This window comes from Halorubrum sp. ARQ200, from assembly GCF_005435115.1.
GTDB lineage: Archaea > Halobacteriota > Halobacteria > Halobacteriales > Haloferacaceae > Halorubrum > Halorubrum tropicale.
Genome location: NZ_SGTZ01000002.1, coordinates 132,829 through 150,219 on the forward strand (window position 1 = coordinate 132,829; position 17,391 = coordinate 150,219).

Below are 17,391 nucleotides of genomic sequence, written 5' to 3' on the forward strand. Positions count from 1 at the left end.
GCGGACGGAGACGCGGGCATGGCTGCCGACCTCTCCGACGCCGCGGCGACCGCGGTCGAACAGTGTCTGAACGTCGCCTCCGACGAGTCCGTCGTCGTCGTCACCGACGACGAGCGCGAGCCGATCGGCGAGGCGCTCTACGCGGCCGCGAGCGCCGTCACCGACGACGCGACGGTCCTCCGGTACCCGCCCGCGGACCAGCACGGGACGGAGCCGCCGGCGCCGGTCGCGGCCGCGATGCGGGAGGCCGACGTCTTCCTCGCACCGACGACAAAGAGCCTGAGTCACACCCGCGCCCGCGGCGCCGCCTGCGACGCCGGCGCGCGCGGCGCGACGCTCCCGGGGATCACCGAAGACGTGTTCACGACCGGGCTCAACGCCGACTACGCCGCCATCGACGCCGCCTGCGACGACGTGCTCGACCAGGTGGCCGACGCCGACGAGGTCCGCGTCACCGCGCCCGCCGGCACGGACATCACGTTCGGGATCGGCGGCCGCGAGTGGCTCGCCGACACGGGCATGGTCCGCGAGCCGGGCGACTTCTCGAACCTCCCCGCCGGCGAGGTGTTCGTCGCGCCCGAGACAGCGACCGGCACGTTCGTCGTCGACGGGACGATGATGCCCCACGGCCTGCTCGACGAGGGGCAGACGCTCGCGTTCGAGGTCGAGGACGGGTTCGTCACCGACATCGACGACGACGCGATCCGCGCCGACGTGGAGTCGGCGGCCGAGGACGTCGGCGACGCGGCGTACAACCTCGCGGAGCTGGGGATCGGCACGAACGGCGGCGTCGAGGCGCTCGTCGGCTCGGTCCTCTTAGACGAGAAGGCGGGCGGCACCGTCCACATCGCGATCGGTGACAACGCCGGGATCGGCGGCGAGATCGACGCGCCGCTCCACCTCGACGGGATCATCCGGGACCCGACCGTCTACGCCGACGGCGAGCCGATCGACCTGCCGAGCACGTAAAACGGCCTCAGGCGGGAATCTAACTAGTTGGTTATAAATAACCGAGGCGGTGGCGCGTGCCGACGAGCGCCCGCAGGGCGCTGGTCGCACGCGCGAGGGAGTTCGGTGGTTCGGAGCGAAGCGGAGAACCGCCGACGAGGCTGGGGAGGGGTGAGGTGCGGGGCTGTGTGGGCGGGACTCGAAGGGGCGGTCGCGAGGCGGGCGCAGGCGACGGAAGCACCGCAGCGAGCGAACGGAGTGAGCAAGCGAGGAGCGCACCGAGCGTGCGCCCGCCTCGCGACCGGGGCTTCGGCGGTCTTCATCGCGCCAGCGGCAGCGGAGGAGCAACCGAACGGTTCCGCATATCGCTCGTCTTATTCCACGACCGCGAGCGCCACGCCTTCCACGTCCCGAACGCCGACCACCTGGTGCCGCCAGCCGTCGCCGGCGTCGACGCAGAGCGTGCCCGCCGCCGTGACCGCGACCGAGAGGCCGGGGCCGTAGCCGAGCGCGACGACCGCCTCGTCCACCGGGAGCTCGGCGGTCTCCCACGCCTCGTCGCCCCACTCGCCGCCCGCGTCGGCGTGAACCAGCAGGTCGCCGTCGACGACCGCCGTGGCGTGGCCGTCGCCGTCGGCCGCGACCGCGTCCGCAGACCCCTCCCGCACCGTCATCCAGCCGTTGCCGAGCCAGTACAGTCCCGCGCCGGTCGCGGCGAGCGGCATCCCGGCGCCGGCCACGTCGCGGGCGTCGTCGAGTCCGACGTCGGTGAGCCCGCCGTCGGCGACGCGGAACACCCCCTCCGCGCCCGCGACGAGCGCCCCGTCGACGGCGCGCGGCGCCGAGACGGTTCCGAGCCGCGCCGTCGCGGCGACCGCCGTCCCGCCCGCCTCGAACGCGACGCGCTCGACCGCGCCGCTCTCGCGGGCGACGAGGAGCGCGCCGTCGCGCGCTCCCGTCGCGTCGCCGCGCCCGCTCGCCGCGCCGACCGCGACCGCCGCGTCGTCGTCGACCGATTCGAACTCCGGATCGTCGTCGACCGCCGCGACCGAGAGCCCGTCGGGCGTCGCCGCGGCGACGAGGTCGGCGGCGCCGTCGCCGCGCGCGAGGACGGCCACGTCGCGGGCCGGGTCGCGCGCGACCATGTCGAACGCGCCGACCTTGTCGGCCGACAGCGAGACGCGGACGATCCCGGACCCCGTCGCGACGTAGGCGTCGGTGCGGCCGGCGCTGCCCGCGTACACGCGCTTTTCGTCGATCGAGATGTCGTCCTCGGCGGGAGCCATCGGCCCCCCGTTCTCCGCGGCGGGACATAAGCCCCGCGCGCCGCTGCTCTTGCTCCGCGCGCCGCCGCTCTTGCTCCGCGCGCCGCCGCTCTCGCTCCCCGCGTCGACGCCGGGTCGCCGTTCCGACGCGGCGGGAACGAGCGCGCGTTCCGACGCCCATTTGAGCGCCCCTCGCGTACGTCGGTCCGTGCAGTCAGTCGCCGCCGACCTCTCGGTCCTGCTCGCGGAGGTGGTCCCACGGCTGGCGCGGATCACGGCGTTCATCGCGGGCGGCGTCTTCGCCGCCAACGTCGCCGTCGCGTTCGGGCTGGTCCGGTACGTCGCCGGGGTCGCGGGGTGGCTCACCCGGCCCGCGAACCTCCCGGACGAGGTCGGCACGGCGATCCTCACGACCGCCGCGTCGACGACCGCGGGCTACGCGACGCTCGCGGAGTACCGCGAGGCGGGCCTGCTCGACGACCGGGCGACGCTCGTCGCCGTGGTGATGAACACGTTCTTCGGGTTCGTCCAGCACGTGTTCACCTACTACGTGCCGGTGTTGATCCCGATCCTGGGCGTCACCACGGGGGCCGTCTACGTCGGCGCGCGCGCCGGCATCGCGCTGCTGATCTCGGTCACGGGCGTCGTCGCGGGCGGGCTCCTCCTCTCGGAGTCGAACGTCGACCGGTCCGCGCTCGGCGAGGTCGACGCGACCGGCCCCGAGGCGGACGACCGGGACGGCCGCGAGCGCGTCCGCGACGCCGCCGAGAAGTCGTGGGGGACGCTCCGCCGGATCGTCCCGCGGCTCGCGGTCGTCTACACGCTCGTCATCTGGATCGTCACCACCTACGACGTACGGGCGCTGACGAGCGTCGCCGAGCCGATCACGGGCGTGCTGGGGCTGCCGGGCGCCGCGGTCCCGGTCATCGCGGTGTTCACGCTCGACACGACCGCGGGCGCGGCGACGCTCGCCGGGACCGAGGCCGGCGTCTTCACCACCCGCACCGCGGTCGCGTCGCTGCTCATCGGGAGCATCCTCTCGTTCGCCGTCTCGACCTTCCGGCGCTCGATCCCCTTCCAGTACGGGATCTGGGGCCCCTCGTTCGGCACGAAGGTGATCGTCGTCAACACCGCCCTCAAGCTCGTCTTCATCTCGGCGACGGTCGCGCTGCTGCTCGCGCCGGTGTGGTGAGGGCGCGGTGAGAGCGTCGTCGCGGGCGGACTCGACGAGGTGCGGACCGCGGCGACCGACCGCGCGCGACGGCGGCGGTCGGATCAGTAGGTTCAACACCGGCCCGGATCGATCGGCGCACATGGCGCTCGAAAAGGACGTGGACTGTCCCGCGTGCGGCGAGACTCGCTCGTTCTACCGGACCGCGGCGATGACGCTCCACCTCGGCGAGAAGACGAAGTGGCGGTGTCCCGACTGCGGCTACGGCTACGTCGAGATCGACGGTATCGACACGCTCGCGGCCTGAGGCGACGCTCGTTTTCCGTCGGCCGCGGCGACGCCGCAACACTCAGTACCCCGGCGGCTGTGCCGGATCGCATGAACCGGACACGGCGGCGGTCGACGGAGGCGAGACCGCGTGGTCGGTGAGGCGCGAGAGCCCGAGGGCGACGCGGGGCCGCTCGACGGGCTCACCGTGTTGGACCTCTCGCGCGTCCTCGTCGGCCCGTTCTGTACGATGCAGCTCGGCGACCTCGGCGCGGAGGTCATCAAGGTCGAGCGGCCGGGCCCGGGCGACCAGACCCGGACGTGGGTCCCCCCGGCGTTCAGCGAGGGGGACGGCGAGAGCGACGAGGGCGCGGAGAGCGCCTACTACGTCAGCGTCAACCGAAACAAGCGGTCGATCCAGCTGGACCTGACGACCGAGGCGGGCCGGGCGGTCGTCCGCGACCTCGCGCGCGAGGCCGACGTGCTCGTCGAGAACTTCCGCGTCGGCAAGACCGCCGAGTGGGGCCTCGACTACGGCGACCTCGTCGAGGAGAACCCGGGGCTCGTCTACTGCGGCATCTCCGGGTACGGCGAGTGGGGGCCGGACCGCGACAAGCCCGCCTACGACATCATGATGCAGGCGCGGGGCGGGTTCATGTCGTTCACTGGCGTCGAGGGCGGCCCGCCGGTCCGGATCGGGGTCGCGCTCGCCGACGTGGGCGCCGGGATGTACGCGACGCAGGCGATCCTCGCTGCGCTGCTCGAACGCGAGCTCGGCGACGGCCGCGGACAGAAGATCGACGTGAGCCTGCTCGACGGGCAGGCCGCCTGGACCAGCTACATGGCGACGAACTACTTCGCCAGCGGCGATCCGCCGGGACGCATGGGGAGCAAGCACCCGAACATCGTCCCCTACCGGGCGTACGAGACGGCGGACGGCTACGTCGTCGTCGCCTGCTCGTCGGACCGGTTCTGGCCGCCGCTGTGCGAGGCGATCGACCGCCCCGACCTGCTCGCCGACGAGCGCTACGAGGAGAACGAGGGGCGCGTCCGGAACCGCGACGAGCTGGAACGCGAGTTAGAGGAGACGTTCGCGGCGATGACGACCGACGAAGCGGTCGAGCGGCTGGAAGCGCACGACGTGCCCGCGAGCCGCGTCCGCGACGTGGGCGAGGTGTTCGACGACCCGCAGATCGAGGCGCGCGGGATGCTCGCCGAGGCGGAGCACCCGACCGCGGGCTTGGTGCGGTTCCCCGGGTCGCCGATGCACTTCTCGCGGACGCCGACGACGGTCCGCCGCCACCCGCCGGCGCTCGGAGAACACACGGAGTCGGTGCTGCGCGAGTACGGCTACGGCGAGGGCGACATCGACGAGCTCCGAGATCTCGGCGCGATCGCGGACGAGGAGTGAGCGGCGCGCGCCGGGGGCTCAGAGGATCCCGGCCTGCTCGGCGCGCGCGACGATACCGCGGGCCATCTTGTCGGTCGCCTCGTCGACCATCTCGCCGTCGACCGAGACGGCGCCTTTCCCCTGTTCCTTCGCCTCGGCGTAGGCGTCGACGATCCGGCGCGCTTTCTCGGCTTCCTCGGGAGAGGGCGCGAACGTCTCGTTCGCGGGCTCGATCTGGCTCGGGTGGATCGCCCACTTGCCGTCACAGCCCAGCTGGCTCGCCCAGCGGCAGGAGTCGCGGAACCCCTCCGCGTCCTCGATCTCGGCGTACGGCCCGTCGATCACCTGGAGCCCCTGCGCCTTCGCCGCGTGGGCGATGCGCGCGAGCTGGTAGTGCCAGTAGTGGCCGGGGTAGCCGCCGCCGGAGCCGATCGTGAGGCCGGCGGCGCCGACGTTGGCGGTGTAGTCGCCGGGACCGAACACGAGCGACTCCAGGCGGTCGCTGGCGCGGGCGATGTCCGCGACCTTCGTCATCGCCTCCGGGGACTCGATCTGCGCCTGGAGCCCGATCTCGCCGACGGGGAGGTCGTTGTTCGCCTCGACCTGCGTCAGGAGGTTGTCGACGGTGGCGACCGTCTCCGGGTTGTTCGCCATCGGCACCATGATCGTGTCGAGGTACTCGCCGGCCCGGCCGACGACCTCGATCACGTCGTCGTAGAACCAGCGGGTGTCGACGCCGTTCATCCGGTAACAGGGCCGGGTGTCGGACCAGTCGTACTCGATCAGGCCCTCGATGACGTTCTCGCGGGCGTCGACCTTCGCCGCGGGCGCGACGGAGTCCTCCAGGTCGAGGAACGCCTCGTCGGCGCCGGAGTCGGGCGCCCGCTCGATCATCTTCGGGTCGGAGCCGGGGGTGGCGAGCTGGCTCCGCCGGAGCGTCACGTCGTCCGGTCCGCCCATCAGTCGTCGCCCTCCGAGGCCGTGATCGGGTCGCTCTCCTCTTCGGTGAAGCCGGCCGACTCCTCCTGGCGCCGCCGGGCCTCGGGGTCGAACTCGGCCTCGACCTCCTGGTACCGCGGGACGAAGGAGAGCTCGTGGTGGCTCTCCGTCTCGTGGCCGATATACCGCTCTTCGAGGTCGAACTGCGCCGCCTCGTCGTTCTCGGCGATGTTCGCGAAGTCCTCGTATGCGGCGTGCGCACCGGAGTGGAGTCCGTACAGCGTGATGAAGATGTACTGGTAGCCCAGGTCGCCCAGCTCCTCGAAGGTGAGCGGATCCTCCTGGGCGCCCCACTCGAACGACGAGGAGTAGTTGAAGGCGAGATCGAGGTCCGGGTGGGTCTCGTGGATCGTCTCGGCGTACTCGACCGCGTCCTCGCGGGACGGGTCGGGCATCTCGGGCCAGATGAGGTCGACGCCGGCGTCGGCGTAGATCCGGCCGCGTTCGAGGTGCTCCTCCCAGTCGCCGTTGGCGGAGCCGTACGCGTCGGTGCGGGCGATGATGACGGTGTCCTCGCTCTGCTTGGCGTCGACCGCGGCCTCGAAGCGCGAACGGGCCTGCTCGCGGGAGACGATCTGCTTGCCGGCGATGTGGCCGCAGCGCTTCGGCGAGGTCTGGTCCTCGATGTGGACGGCGGCGACGCCGGCCTTCTCGTACTCGCGGACCGCGCGGCGGACGTTGTGGACGCCGCCGTAGCCGGTGTCGCAGTCGGCGATGACGGGGAGGTTCGTCGCCTCGACCATGCGCTTTGCGTTCTCGACCATCTCGCTCATCGTGACCATCTCCAGGTCGGGGAAGCCGAACTGGCCGAGGACGGTCGAGTAGCCGCTCATGTAGGCCGCGTCGAGCCCGGCCATCTCCGCGAGGCGGGCGTCGAGGGCGTGGTAGATCCCGGGCGCGAACGTGTACTCCTGCTCGTCGAACAGCTCGCGGAGTCGGCGGCCGGCCGGGTTGTCGATATCTCTGGTGAAGACGTCGTCGTCGAGTTCGTTGGGATTCATCGGGTTACTGCGTGGAGTCGTCGGCTGCGGTGCGGTTCGTCGTCGCCCGTCGCTCGCCGGCGCGGCGGCCGTCGGTCGGGCGTCGGTCGGCGGCGGCGCGTCGGTCGCCGCGGCCCTCGCCGTCGCGGCGAGCGCTCGGCGCGAACGTCGTGGGATCGGGTCGGGGGCCGTCGCCGGTCCCGGTCATCGGGACGGCGCGGCGGAACGAGCCCTCGGCGGGCGATCCGGTCGAGGGGTCGCGGGAGCGACGCGCGGCGTTCGCCGTCATCGCGACCCCCCGTCCGTCCGCGTCCGCGAGGCGGGACGCAGGTCGGGAACGAGCGGCGCGTCGCGCTCGTCGTCGGTCGGCGGGCGGGTCGGCCGGCGGGCCTCGGTCGCCGGGGGCGAGCCGGGAGACCGCGTCTCGGTGGCTCGTCGGGTCGTGATCGTCGGGACCAGCGGCGCGCCGGCCTCCTCGGTGAGCGGGGTGCGACCGGGGATCGTCCGGGGAGAAGGTGTCGTCGTACTCGACTCCGTCCGGCGGTCGGTACGGGTCGTCGAGTCCGCGTCGGTCGTGCTGTCGGTGCGTCGGGTCGTGTCGTCGGGCGTGTCGTTAGGCGTCGTCATCGGGTCGTGTGGGCGGTTGGGGCGGTCGTCTGGTGATCGACTCGGTGCGTCGGGTCGCTGCGTGTCCGCGTACGGATACTGCCATTGCGACTGGAACGACTCGACAGGGCATAATAAACATAATGATTAGTAATGATAATATTCGTTATGTTGTTTTACCCGATTAAATGTTCCATGACAACACGGACCACAGACGCGGCGAACGGCCCGACCGCACGCCCCCCCGGCGTCGGTGCCGAGCGGCGGTCGGCGGTCCCGCCGCCCGGACCGATCGCTTATTGCCCTCGCCGCGCCGAGCGTCGGTAGTGAACGAACGCGACGCCCTCCGGGCCCTCGCGGCCGACCTCCCGCACGCGGGCGACGACGCCGCCGTCGTCGACGGAACGGTCATCACGACGGACATGCTCCACGAGCGGACCGACTTCCCGCCCGGGACGACGCGGTACACCGCCGGCTGGCGCGCCGTCGGCGCGTCGCTGTCGGACGTGGCCGCGACCGGCGCGGCCGCGCGCGCGGCTGTCGCCGTCTACGCCGACGAGGCGTTCGACCGGGACGAGCTCAATTCGTTCGTCGCCGGCGCGGTCGACGTCTGCGAGGCGGTCGACGCCGAGTACGTCGGCGGCGACCTCGACGAGCACACCGAGTTCACGACGGCGACCACCGCGGTCGGCGACGTGACCGAGGCCGGCCCCGTCACCAGGTCGGGGGCGCTGCCGGGCGACGCGCTCTGCGTCACCGGCGAGTGGGGACGGTCCGCGGCCGCGCTGCGCCTGTTCGAAGAGGGGGACGACGCGGCGGTCGAGCGCGCGAACGAGCTGTTCCGGTTCACGCCGCGGGTCGCTGACGGGCTCGCGCTCGCGGGCACCGCGACCGCGATGATGGACTCCTCGGACGGGCTGGCCCGCTCGTGTCACCAGCTCGCGGAGGCGAGCGAGGTCGGGATCGAGATCGAGCGGGACGCGGTGCCGGTCCATCCCGCCGTCGAAGAGGTGGCCGGGGGGTCGGCGGAGCGGTTCGAACTCGCCGCGCACTTCGGCGAGGACTTCGAACTGCTGTGTGCGGTGCCGGACGAGGATTTCGAGATGGCCGCGGAGGCGTGTCCGGCCGGCCTGACGCGGATCGGACGTGTGGTCGAAGAGCCCGAGGAGGCGCCGCGGGTCACGGTCGACGGCGATCCGCTACCCGACCGCGGCTTCACGCACGCCGAGGAGTAAGACACCGAGGTGCCGGCTGCTTTCCTATAAGAAACCGGCTGCCGACTGACGGCGAACGTCTTCGAAGCTCCGTCCGCGTGCCGCGCCTTCGATTCCCGCCGCGCACCGCACCGCGACCACACCTCACGCCTCCCCAGCCTCGTCGCTCGCTGCTCGCGGTTCCACCGCTCGCAATCGAGGTGCTCGCTTCGCTCGCACCGCTCGCGACACCCTCGCGGGCTGGCTCGCGGCCGCCGGGGGCGGCCGCTCGCAGGCGCGCCGCGGCGGAAAATCCGTCTCGCGGGTCGTCTACCGGATGAACTCGATCGCGGCGCCCTGCCCGAAGCCGACGCAGAGCGTCGCGAGGCCGCGCTCGGCGTCGCGCTTCTGCATCTCGTGGAGCAGCGTGACGGGGAGGCGCGCGCCCGAGGCGCCGAGCGGGTGGCCGATGGCGATGGCGCCGCCGTTGACGTTGTACTTGTCCTTGTCGACGCCGAGCTCGCGCCGCGAGTACTCGCACTGCGAGGCGAACGCCTCGTTGAGTTCGACCAGGTCGTAGTCGTCGATGTCCGTGCCGGCGCGTTCGAGCAGGCCGCGGGTGGCGGGGACCGGGCCGATCCCCATCACCGTAGGGTCGACGCCGGCGACCGCGTTGGTGCCGACCTCGGCGAGCACGTCGAGCCCGTGCTCCTCGGCGAAGGCCCTGCTCGTGACGACCGTGAGCGACGCGCCGTCGGAGATCTGCGAGGAGTTCCCGGCGGTGACGCTGCCGTCGCCGGTGAACGCGGGCGGCAGGTCGGCGAGCTTCTCGGCGGTGGTGTCCGGGCGGATCCCCTCGTCCTCCTCGACGAGCCCGTCCTCGGTCTCGACGGGGACGATCTCGTCGTCGAAGCGGCCGGACTCGGTCGCCTCGGCGGCGCGCTGGTGGCTGCGGGCCGCGTACTCGTCTTGCGCCTCGCGGCTCACGTCGTACTCCTCGGCGACCTTCTCGGCGGTCATCCCCATCTGGAGCTGGAAGAGGTTGTACCGCTCCGAGAGCTCGGGGTGGAGGTGCTGGTAGGAATCGCCGTCCATCGGGACGCGGCTCATGTTCTCGACGCCGCCGGCGATGATGCAGTCGCGGTTGCCCGCGGCGATCGCGTCCGACGCCGAGATGACCGCCTGCATCGAGGAGGCGCACCAGCGGTTGATCGTGGTGGCGGGCACCGACTCGCCCAGCTCCGAGAGGAGGGCGATGACGCGCGCGACGTTGTTGTCCTGCTCGGTCCGCTGCTGCGCGACGCCCCACATCAGGTCGTCGACGTGGTCGCTGGTCAGCCCGGTCTCGTCGAGCGCGTGGTCGATCAGCGTCGTCGAGAGGTCCTCGCTGCGGACGTCCTCGTAGACGCCGCCGTCTTTCCCCTGCGGCGTTCGGTAGGCGGCCGCGATCACCGGCGTGGTCTCGTCTGTCATGAAAGATAGCAGGACAGACGCCGTATTAAAACGCCGTGGAACGGGCGGGAATCGCTCCGAAGTTTATCGTTTATTCGCGAGCAGGCTCTCGCCGGTCATCTCCGCGGGTTGGTCGCGGTCCATCAGGTCGAGGAGCGTCGGCGCGATGTCGCAGAGCGAGCCGTCCTCGCGGACTCTGCGTCCCCCGTCGTCGCCGTCGGGCGTCAGGTAGACGAACGGGACCGGGTTGTACGTGTGCGCGGTGTGCGGGTCGTCGGCCGTGCCCATGTCGTCGGCGTTGCCGTGGTCGGCGGTGACGACCGCGTGCGCGCCGGCGTCGTCGACGGCGTCGAGCAGCCGGTCGAGCTGTTCGTCGACGGCCTCGACGGCCTCGACCGCCGCGTCGAAGTCGCCGGTGTGGCCCACCATGTCCGGGTTCGCGTAGTTGAGGACGAGCAGGTCGGGGTCCTCCGAGGCGATGGTCTCGACGGCCTCGTCGGTCACCTCGGGGGCGGACATCTCGGGCTGACGGTCGTAGGTGGGCACGTCCGGGCTCTCGACGATGGTGCGGATCTCGCCGGGGAACTCCACCTCGCGGCCGCCGTTGAGGAAGTAGGTGACGTGGGGATACTTCTCCGACTCCGCGATGCGCAGCTGGGTGCCGCCCGCGTCGGCGACGACCTCGCCGATGGTGTTCTCTGGGATCTGCGGCGGGAACGCGACCGGGAACTCGAACGTCTCGTCGTACTCGGTCATCGTCGTCATGCGGACGTCGGGCTGATCGAGGTCGAACTCCCACGCCGGCCGGGTGCCGGTGAGCATCCGGACCAGCTGCCGCGCGCGGTCCGCGCGGAAATTGAAGAAGATCACTGCGTCCCCGTCTTCGAGGGCGGGCTCGCCGGCGACCAGCGTCGGCTCGACGAACTCGTCCGTCTCGCCGCGGGCGTGGGCCTCCTTCGCGGCCGCGACGGCGCTCTCGGCCTCGTGGGGCGCCGCGCGGGAGACGATGGCGTCGTACGCCTTCCTCGTGCGCTCCCAGTTCTCGTCGCGGTCCATCGCGTGGTACCGCCCCGTCACGGTCGCGACGTGGCCGGTCCCGCGCTCGTCCGCCTTCGCGGTCACGTCGGCGAGGAACCCGTCGGCGATCTCCGGGGCCGTGTCGCGCCCGTCGGTGAACGCGTGGCTCGTCGCCGGCACGCCCGCGTCGGCGGCGGCGTCGATCAGCGCGAGCAGGTGCTCCACGTCGGAGTGGACGCCGCCGTCGGAGACCAGTCCCATGAAGTGGACCCGGCCGCCGGTCGAGTCGGCGTGATCGAGCGCGTCCGCGATCGCGTCGTTGTCCGAGAGCGACCCCTCGGCGAGCGCGTCCGTGATCCGCGTGTACGCCTGCTTCACCACTCGCCCGGCGCCGATGTTGAGGTGGCCCACTTCCGAGTTGCCCATCTGTCCCTCGGGGAGCCCCACGCGGCGCCCGTGGACGACGAGGCGGCCGTCCGCCCCGCGCTCCGTCGCCGCGTCGAACGTCGGCGTGTCGGCCGCCTTCACCGCGTCGCGGCGGTCGTGGTCGCCGAGCCCCCAGCCGTCGAGGATAACGAGTGCCGTCTCCATACTCCCGCGTGCCGCCCGCGGGGTAACTACCCTTCGGTGGGCGGCGTCTCGCCGCGCTCCCGGCGGGGCCGCTCCCTCGGTCGATCCGCGCCCGGCGCGCCCGTCACCGGAAGTCAACCTTTTATCCGCCCGACGCTAACCACACGTTAATGGACTCCGCGGTACTGCTCGATCTCCTCGGTAACGAGAACCGCCGGCGCATCCTCCGGCTTCTCGCCACCAAGCCCTGCTACGTCACGGAGATCTCGGAGTACTTGGACGTGAGCCCGAAGGCGGTGATCGACCACCTGCGGAAGCTGGAGGAGGCCGGCGTCGTCGAGTCGACCACGGACGACCAGCGGCGGAAGTACTTCCGGATCGCGCGCAGCCTCCGCCTGGAGGTGAGCGTCTCGCCGTACGGCTTCGGCGCGAAGAGCGCGTACCCGGCGAAGAACAGCCTCGACATGTCCGGGCGCTGTCCCCACCTCTCGATCGAGGCGCCGGACGGGTCCGGCTCGACCAGCGACCTCGCGGAGCTCGCGGAGGAGTTCGCGCGCCTCCAGGACCTCGACCGCGAGCTCTCGCTCGCCCAGCGGTGGGTCCAGGGACGCGTGGAGGACGCCCTCGCCGAGATCGACGAGCGGCTCGGCGGGCAGGCCGACAGCCGCTTCTTCGCGGCCGTCATCGCCGCGGTCGTCGAGACCGACGGCACCCCCGCGGCGGTGGCCGACGAGGTCGGCGCACGGGAGTCGACGGTCGAGAGCGCCCTCCGACGGCTCTCCGACGTGGGGGTCATCGCCCGCGACGCAGACGGGTACCGAGTGCGCTGACGGTCGGCCGTCCCCCGAACCTCGGCTGCCGCCGCGTCGTGCTCGCCATTTGTCGTCCGAGCCATCGCGTCGCGCTGGCCATTTGTCGTCCGAGCCATTGGTCGTCCGAGCCAGCGAACCGGACCGCTTCCGGAAGCTTTTGGCCCGGTCCGGGAAGAGGGCCGACGTGAGCCGTCTCAGAAACCTCTCGCTGTTCCTCGTCCTCGCCGCCGTTTGGGGCTCGGCGTTCGTCGCGATCAAGGCGGGGTTAGCGTACTTCCCGCCGGTGCTGTTCGCGGCGTTCCGGTACGACGTGGCGGGCGTCGTGATGCTCGCGTACGCCGCGTACGCGGTCGACGACCCCGTCCCACGCGGCCGCGACGCGTGGCTGGAAGTGGTCTCCGGCGCCGTGTTCATCATCGCCGCCTACCACTCCTTCCTGTTCGTCGGCGAGACGGACCCGGCGGTGACGAGCGCCGTCGCGGCCGTCATCGTCAGCCTCTCGCCGCTTTTGACCACCGTCTTCGCCCGCGCCGTCCTGCCCGCGGAGCGGCTGACCGCCGTCGGGGCGCTCGGCCTCGCGATCGGACTCGTCGGCGCGGTCGTCCTCGCGAACCCCGACCCCGCGAACCTGACGAGCGGCGGCACGGTCGCGAAACTGCTCGTCCTGCTCGCGGCCGCCTCCTTCGCGCTCGGCTCGGTGCTCTCCCGGGCCTCCGAGGCCGACATCGCCATCGAGACGATGGAGGCGTGGTCGATGCTGCTCGGCGCGGGACTCACCCACCTCGTCTCGGTCGCGCTCGGCGAGTCGGTCGCCGACGCGGTCTGGACGACGGAGTCGCTGCTCGCGCTCGCGTACCTCTCGGTCGTCGCCAGCGGTATCGGCTTCCTCATCTACTTCCACCTGCTCGACCGGCTCGGGCCGATCGAGATCAACCTCGTCTCCTACGTCGCGCCGGTGTTCGCGGCCCTCGTCGGGTGGCTCGTCCTCGACGAGGGGATCACCGCCACGACGGTCGCCGGCTTCCTCGTCATCTGCGTCGGCTTCGCGCTGGTGAAACGCGACGCGCTCCGCGAGGAGCTGCGGGCCGCCGGCGTGATCGGGTAGGCGGGTCGACGCCCCTGGGATCCCGCCGCCCCCGCCGCAACCGTCTTGTCGACGGCCCGACGACTCCCGCGTCGTGAGCGCCGACCAGATCGATCCCCAGGCGAAGCGCGCGGCGACGCGACAGTCGCGGATCCCCCTCCCGCACGGAGGCTACAAGCTGAAACTGCTCCGGCTCCTGACGGACCCCCTGTCGCGGCTTCAGAACCTGAATCCGCCGAGCGTCGGCGCGACGGAGTCGGTGGCTATCCCCGGCCCCGCCGGCGACCTCGACGCGCGGCTCTACCGCCCGGCGGGCGACCCGCCCTATCCGACCGTCGTCTTCTTCCACGGCGGCGGGTTCGTGCTGGGGAGCGTCGAGACCCACGACTGGCTTTGCCGCCACCTGACACGGGAGAGCGAATGCGCGGTGCTGTCAGTCGAGTACCGGCTCGCGCCCGGGCACCCGTTCCCGGCCGCCGTCGAGGACTCGTACGCGGCCGTCGAGTGGGCCGCCGAGTCGACCGCGGCCCTCGGCGGCACCGGCGACATCGCGGTCGCGGGCGACTCGGCCGGCGGCAACCTGGCCGCCGTGACGGCGCTCATGGCCGCCGAGCGGGACGGGCCCGCGATCGAACGCCAGGTCCTCCTGTACCCCGGGATCGGCGTCGACCCGGAACAGGAGTCGGTCAGCGAACACGCCGGCGTCGTCCTCTCTCGCGAGGACATCGAGTGGTTCTCCGCCGCGTACTACCGGAGCGAGATTCACCGCCGGAACCCGTACGCCGACCCGATCAACGCGGGGGACCTCTCCGGCGTCGCGCCCGCGACCGTCGTCACCGCGGGCTTCGACCCGCTCCGCGACGGCGGGAGGGCGTACGCGGAGCGGCTGGTCGCGGACGGCGTCGCGACGCGGTACGAGAACTACCCGGCGATGGTCCACGGGTTCATGACGATGCGAGACGTCGACCGGGCCCGCGACGCGATCGCGGACGTCGGCGCCGACCTCGCCGACGCGCTCGACGCCTGACGACGGCCGACCGTGACAACCGGTCGCAGGCCGCCGGTGGAGTTTATCCGTTCGCCGCCGTCGGCGTCGGTATGTTCCCCGAGACCATCGAAACCGACCGGCTTCGCTTGGAGGCGCGGCGTCCCGAGGCGGTCGACCTCGACGAGTGCTACCGGATCTGTTCGTCGGACCCCGGCATCGACGAGGTGACCGAGTACGTCACGTGGGACCCCCACGAGACGAAGCGGGAGACGCTGGAGTTCCTCGAACGCGGCCGCGAACGGTTCGAGGACGGCGAGGCCGCGACCTACGTCATCCGCCCGCGCGAGGGCGAAGACGGCGCCGGAGCGATCGCCGGCTTCGGCGGCTTCGACGTCGACTGGGAGAAGCGGACCGCGAACCTCGGCACGTGGCTTCGCAAGCGCTTCTGGGGCCGCGGCTACTCGGGCGAGCGCGCCGCCGCGCTCGTCGAAGTGGCGTTCGACGACCTCGATCTCGACGTGGTCGCTGTCGGCCACCTCCCCGAGAACGAGCAGTCGCAGCGGGCGATCGAGAGGTACGTCGACCGCCTCGGCGGGCGGCGCGAGGGGCTGTTACGCAACCACATCACCTTCGCCGACGGCAGCGTCCACGACGAGGTCCGGTACACGATCTCGCAGGCGGAGTGGCGTGAGGCGACCGCGTGATTCGACCTGAGATTTCGGCGTAAATAACACACAGAACGCGTGAAACGCCGTTTTTCTTCTATCAGCCCGACCCAACAAACACTTACCGCGCCCGAAACGATACCGGGCGCATGTCTTCGGCATCCACCGGCGGAACGAGCGCGACGGGCGGAGAACAGAGCCTCGCACGCGGGGCGGTCTTCGGAGCGGTCGCGGGCGCTGCGGCCTACGTCCTCGGCTACCTGGTCACGTACGTGACGCAGAGCGGGCGGGTCGAGGAAGGACTCTCCGGGATCAACTTCTTCGCCGACCTGTTCGGCGGCGAAACCATCTCCGTCTGGCGCGGCGTCGGCTGGGTGTTCTACAACGCGCACTTCGTCGACGTGGAGGTGCCGTCGCTGATCGGCGCCGCGCAGTCGGTGAACTTCATCGCCGAGAGCGACGGCGGGTTCACGTACCTGTACGTCGTCCCGCCGCTGCTGCTGCTCGTCTCGGGCGTCGCGATTGCGCGCGCCGCGGGCGCGGCGACGCCCGTCGGCGGCGCGCGGTTCGGCGCGCTCGCGACCGCCGGCTACCTCCCGCTGGCGCTGATCGGCGCGTTCCTGTTCCGATACGCCGTCGGCGACGGCGGGAGCGTCGCCCCGACGCTCGTCACGGCGGTGCTGCTCGCGGGGATCGTGTACCCGGCCCTCTTCGGCGCGGTGGGCGGCGCGGCGGCCGGGGCGACGGCCGAGTGAGCCCGGCCCGGAGCCGACCGCTCAGTACGCCTCGTCCTCAGGGTCGAAGCGGTCGCCGTACTCGCGGACGGGGTCGACGGGCTGTCCCTCGTCGGTCTCGGGCGCGACGTAGTCGATGAACGACTCCACGTCCGGCTCGCGGACGCGGACCTCCACGTCGATCTCGCCCAGCTCGTCCGGCTCGCCGACCGCGAAGTTGACGACGCCCTCGAGCGCCGCCTGCTTCTTCAGCGAGAAGGCGAACCCCTCGTCTGTGCGGTTCTGCCGGAAGACGCGGCGGGCCGTGTCGAGGATCTCCTGCTCGTGGAGCACGTCGGAGAACGCGTCGAGGCTGTGCGTCTCGGCGACGAGCCGCCCGTCCTCGTGGGCCGGCTCGGCGTCCGGGAAGACGTTCGCGACCGCGTCCGCGACCCGGTCGGTCACCTCGGTGTCGTGGACCGGCGCCTCGATCCGGACGTCGACGCTGTAGATCACGCGCCGTCACCTCCGGCCTCGGCCGCCTCGGCGCCGCCGTCGGAGCGATCCGACCCCCCGCCGTCGAGGCCCAGCACCTCGCGGACGCGCTCGCGGAACGCCGCGAGGCTGTCGGTGTTGTCGATCTCCACGTCGGCGCGTTCGAGCGTCTCGCCGAGCCCGAGGTCGATCTCGCGGGCGTCGCGCTCGCGCAACGCCGAGAGGTCGGCGTCGGAGTCGTCGCGACCGCGCTCGCCCAGCCGCTCGGCGCGGAGCTCAAACGGCGCTCGGATCGCGACGAGCGTGAAGTCGTCGCCGAACGCCTCGCGGAAGCGGTCGAGTTCGACGGTGGAGCGGAGTCCGTCGACCAGGACCGTCTCGTCGCGGTCACTCTCGGTCGCCGCCTCCCGGATCCGCGGGAGCGTCCGCGCGGCGATCGCGTCGTCGCCCTCCTCCTCGCGGAGCGCCTGCGCGATCCGCCCGTGGTGCTGCGCCGGGTCGAGGTCGCGGCGGCGGCACTCGGCGCGGATCACGTCGCCCATGACGACGACGGGGATGCCGGCCGCCTCGGCCACGTTCGCCGCCTCCCCCTTCCCGCTACCGGGGAGGCCGACGGTTCCGATGACGTTCATTACCGGCGGCTACTCCGCTCGCGGACTTAGGTCTGCTGTTGAGCGACGCCGCCCGAAGAGGGCGCTCCGGAGCGCTCCGGAGCGTCCGGTAGCCTCGGGGATAGTTCCGTTCGAATAGTATAAGATTATTTAAATTAGGCGTCT

General features: G+C 71.8%; 19 protein-coding genes. 10 read left to right on the forward strand and 9 right to left on the reverse strand.

Annotated features, from left to right (window positions below; genetic code table 11):
• Positions 1–18 precede the first annotated feature (18 nt).
• Positions 19–969 carry an aminopeptidase gene (locus EXE50_RS03920; protein ID WP_137704539.1) on the forward strand — a complete coding sequence of 317 codons (951 nt, stop codon included), beginning with the start codon at positions 19–21 and terminating at the stop codon, positions 967–969.
• A 353-nt stretch (positions 970–1,322) separates the two neighbouring features.
• On the opposite strand, the gene EXE50_RS03925 is transcribed toward EXE50_RS03920, so the two are convergent.
• Positions 1,323–2,234: a hypothetical protein gene (locus tag EXE50_RS03925; protein ID WP_137704415.1), complete on the reverse strand. Its 912-nt coding sequence runs from the start codon at positions 2,232–2,234 to the stop codon at positions 1,323–1,325.
• A 187-nt stretch (positions 2,235–2,421) separates the two neighbouring features.
• Between EXE50_RS03925 and EXE50_RS03930 the strand changes: the two genes are divergently transcribed.
• The 3 genes from EXE50_RS03930 to EXE50_RS03935 all read left to right on the forward strand — a co-directional run bounded on the left by EXE50_RS03930 (position 2,422) and on the right by EXE50_RS03935 (position 5,062).
• Positions 2,422–3,405, forward strand: coding sequence for a nucleoside recognition protein (locus EXE50_RS03930; RefSeq protein WP_053772690.1), 984 nt, complete (start codon positions 2,422–2,424; stop codon positions 3,403–3,405).
• A 121-nt stretch (positions 3,406–3,526) separates the two neighbouring features.
• Positions 3,527–3,691, forward strand: a complete 165-nt coding sequence (locus EXE50_RS17315; protein ID WP_167551924.1) for a hypothetical protein — start codon at positions 3,527–3,529, stop codon at positions 3,689–3,691.
• 111 nt (positions 3,692–3,802) lie between these two features.
• Positions 3,803–5,062, forward strand: coding sequence for a CaiB/BaiF CoA-transferase family protein (locus tag EXE50_RS03935; protein WP_137704416.1), 1,260 nt, complete (start codon positions 3,803–3,805; stop codon positions 5,060–5,062).
• Between the two features lie 18 nt (positions 5,063–5,080).
• Here the strand turns inward: EXE50_RS03935 and EXE50_RS03940 are convergent, their stop codons facing one another.
• The 4 genes from EXE50_RS03940 to EXE50_RS03955 are packed head-to-tail and all read right to left on the reverse strand — an operon-like array spanning position 5,081 to position 7,647.
• Positions 5,081–6,001, reverse strand: a complete 921-nt coding sequence (locus EXE50_RS03940; protein WP_053772692.1) for a CoA ester lyase — start codon at positions 5,999–6,001, stop codon at positions 5,081–5,083.
• Positions 6,001–7,041, reverse strand: coding sequence for an isocitrate lyase (aceA, locus tag EXE50_RS03945; protein ID WP_137704417.1), 1,041 nt, complete (start codon positions 7,039–7,041; stop codon positions 6,001–6,003). The genes EXE50_RS03940 and aceA overlap by 1 nt, the downstream gene beginning before the upstream one ends.
• Positions 7,042–7,045: 4 nt before the next feature.
• Positions 7,046–7,309 carry a hypothetical protein gene (locus EXE50_RS03950; protein WP_199241371.1) on the reverse strand — a complete coding sequence of 88 codons (264 nt, stop codon included), beginning with the start codon at positions 7,307–7,309 and terminating at the stop codon, positions 7,046–7,048.
• Entirely contained in the window at positions 7,306–7,647 is a 342-nt protein-coding gene (locus tag EXE50_RS03955; protein WP_053772694.1) for a hypothetical protein, read from the reverse strand. The genes EXE50_RS03950 and EXE50_RS03955 overlap by 4 nt, the downstream gene beginning before the upstream one ends.
• Before the next feature lie 305 nt (positions 7,648–7,952).
• Here EXE50_RS03955 and thiL point away from each other — a divergent pair, with 305 nt between their 5' ends.
• Positions 7,953–8,861 (forward strand): thiamine-phosphate kinase, encoded by a 909-nt coding sequence (gene thiL, locus EXE50_RS03960; protein WP_137704418.1) that lies wholly within the window; start codon positions 7,953–7,955, stop codon positions 8,859–8,861.
• A 288-nt stretch (positions 8,862–9,149) separates the two neighbouring features.
• Here thiL and EXE50_RS03965 read toward each other — a convergent pair whose 3' ends face one another.
• Both EXE50_RS03965 and gpmI read right to left on the reverse strand, forming a co-directional pair.
• Positions 9,150–10,292, reverse strand: coding sequence for a thiolase family protein (locus EXE50_RS03965; RefSeq protein ID WP_053772696.1), 1,143 nt, complete (start codon positions 10,290–10,292; stop codon positions 9,150–9,152).
• A 63-nt stretch (positions 10,293–10,355) separates the two neighbouring features.
• The gene (gene gpmI, locus EXE50_RS03970; protein ID WP_137704419.1) at positions 10,356–11,879 is read right to left on the reverse strand and encodes a 2,3-bisphosphoglycerate-independent phosphoglycerate mutase; all 1,524 of its coding nucleotides are present in this window, start codon (positions 11,877–11,879) and stop codon (positions 10,356–10,358) included.
• Positions 11,880–12,028: 149 nt separating this feature from the next.
• On the opposite strand from gpmI, the gene EXE50_RS03975 reads away from it, so the two are divergent.
• The 5 genes from EXE50_RS03975 to EXE50_RS03995 all read left to right on the forward strand — a co-directional run bounded on the left by EXE50_RS03975 (position 12,029) and on the right by EXE50_RS03995 (position 16,162).
• On the forward strand, positions 12,029–12,688 hold the full coding sequence (locus EXE50_RS03975) for an ArsR family transcriptional regulator (RefSeq protein WP_053772698.1): 660 nt from the start codon (positions 12,029–12,031) through the stop codon (positions 12,686–12,688).
• A gap of 166 nt (positions 12,689–12,854) precedes the next feature.
• Positions 12,855–13,775 (forward strand): DMT family transporter, encoded by a 921-nt coding sequence (locus EXE50_RS03980; protein WP_053772699.1) that lies wholly within the window; start codon positions 12,855–12,857, stop codon positions 13,773–13,775.
• A 73-nt stretch (positions 13,776–13,848) separates the two neighbouring features.
• Positions 13,849–14,781 (forward strand): alpha/beta hydrolase, encoded by a 933-nt coding sequence (locus tag EXE50_RS03985; protein WP_137704420.1) that lies wholly within the window; start codon positions 13,849–13,851, stop codon positions 14,779–14,781.
• Between the two features lie 71 nt (positions 14,782–14,852).
• A complete protein-coding gene (locus tag EXE50_RS03990) occupies positions 14,853–15,446 on the forward strand; it encodes a GNAT family N-acetyltransferase (RefSeq protein WP_053772701.1) in 594 nt (197 codons plus the stop codon).
• A gap of 110 nt (positions 15,447–15,556) precedes the next feature.
• Positions 15,557–16,162, forward strand: a complete 606-nt coding sequence (locus EXE50_RS03995; RefSeq protein ID WP_053772702.1) for a hypothetical protein — start codon at positions 15,557–15,559, stop codon at positions 16,160–16,162.
• A gap of 21 nt (positions 16,163–16,183) precedes the next feature.
• Here EXE50_RS03995 and EXE50_RS04000 read toward each other — a convergent pair whose 3' ends face one another.
• The gene (locus EXE50_RS04000) at positions 16,184–16,636 is read right to left on the reverse strand and encodes an RNA-binding domain-containing protein (RefSeq protein WP_053772703.1); all 453 of its coding nucleotides are present in this window, start codon (positions 16,634–16,636) and stop codon (positions 16,184–16,186) included.
• A complete protein-coding gene (locus EXE50_RS04005; protein ID WP_053772704.1) occupies positions 16,633–17,247 on the reverse strand; it encodes an AAA family ATPase in 615 nt (204 codons plus the stop codon). Before EXE50_RS04005 ends, EXE50_RS04000 begins: the two co-directional genes overlap by 4 nt.
• Positions 17,248–17,391 lie beyond the last annotated feature (144 nt).

Excerpts from the sequence above, each read along its gene's own strand:
- EXE50_RS03925 (WP_137704415.1), bottom strand. The coding sequence starts at position 2,234 with ATGGCTCCCGCCGAGGACGACATCTCGATCGACGAAAAGCGCGTGTAC.
- EXE50_RS03990 (WP_053772701.1), top strand. The coding sequence starts at position 14,853 with ATGTTCCCCGAGACCATCGAAACCGACCGGCTTCGCTTGGAGGCGCGG.
- EXE50_RS03950 (WP_199241371.1), bottom strand. The coding sequence starts at position 7,309 with ATGACGGCGAACGCCGCGCGTCGCTCCCGCGACCCCTCGACCGGATCG.
- gpmI (WP_137704419.1), bottom strand. The coding sequence starts at position 11,879 with ATGGAGACGGCACTCGTTATCCTCGACGGCTGGGGGCTCGGCGACCAC.
- EXE50_RS04005 (WP_053772704.1), bottom strand. The coding sequence starts at position 17,247 with ATGAACGTCATCGGAACCGTCGGCCTCCCCGGTAGCGGGAAGGGGGAG.
- EXE50_RS03995 (WP_053772702.1), top strand. The coding sequence starts at position 15,557 with ATGTCTTCGGCATCCACCGGCGGAACGAGCGCGACGGGCGGAGAACAG.
- EXE50_RS03940 (WP_053772692.1), bottom strand. The coding sequence starts at position 6,001 with ATGGGCGGACCGGACGACGTGACGCTCCGGCGGAGCCAGCTCGCCACC.
- EXE50_RS03920 (WP_137704539.1), top strand. The coding sequence starts at position 19 with ATGGCTGCCGACCTCTCCGACGCCGCGGCGACCGCGGTCGAACAGTGT.
- EXE50_RS03955 (WP_053772694.1), bottom strand. The coding sequence starts at position 7,647 with ATGACGACGCCTAACGACACGCCCGACGACACGACCCGACGCACCGAC.
- EXE50_RS17315 (WP_167551924.1), top strand. The coding sequence starts at position 3,527 with ATGGCGCTCGAAAAGGACGTGGACTGTCCCGCGTGCGGCGAGACTCGC.
- aceA (WP_137704417.1), bottom strand. The coding sequence starts at position 7,041 with ATGAATCCCAACGAACTCGACGACGACGTCTTCACCAGAGATATCGAC.
- EXE50_RS03975 (WP_053772698.1), top strand. The coding sequence starts at position 12,029 with ATGGACTCCGCGGTACTGCTCGATCTCCTCGGTAACGAGAACCGCCGG.
- EXE50_RS03965 (WP_053772696.1), bottom strand. The coding sequence starts at position 10,292 with ATGACAGACGAGACCACGCCGGTGATCGCGGCCGCCTACCGAACGCCG.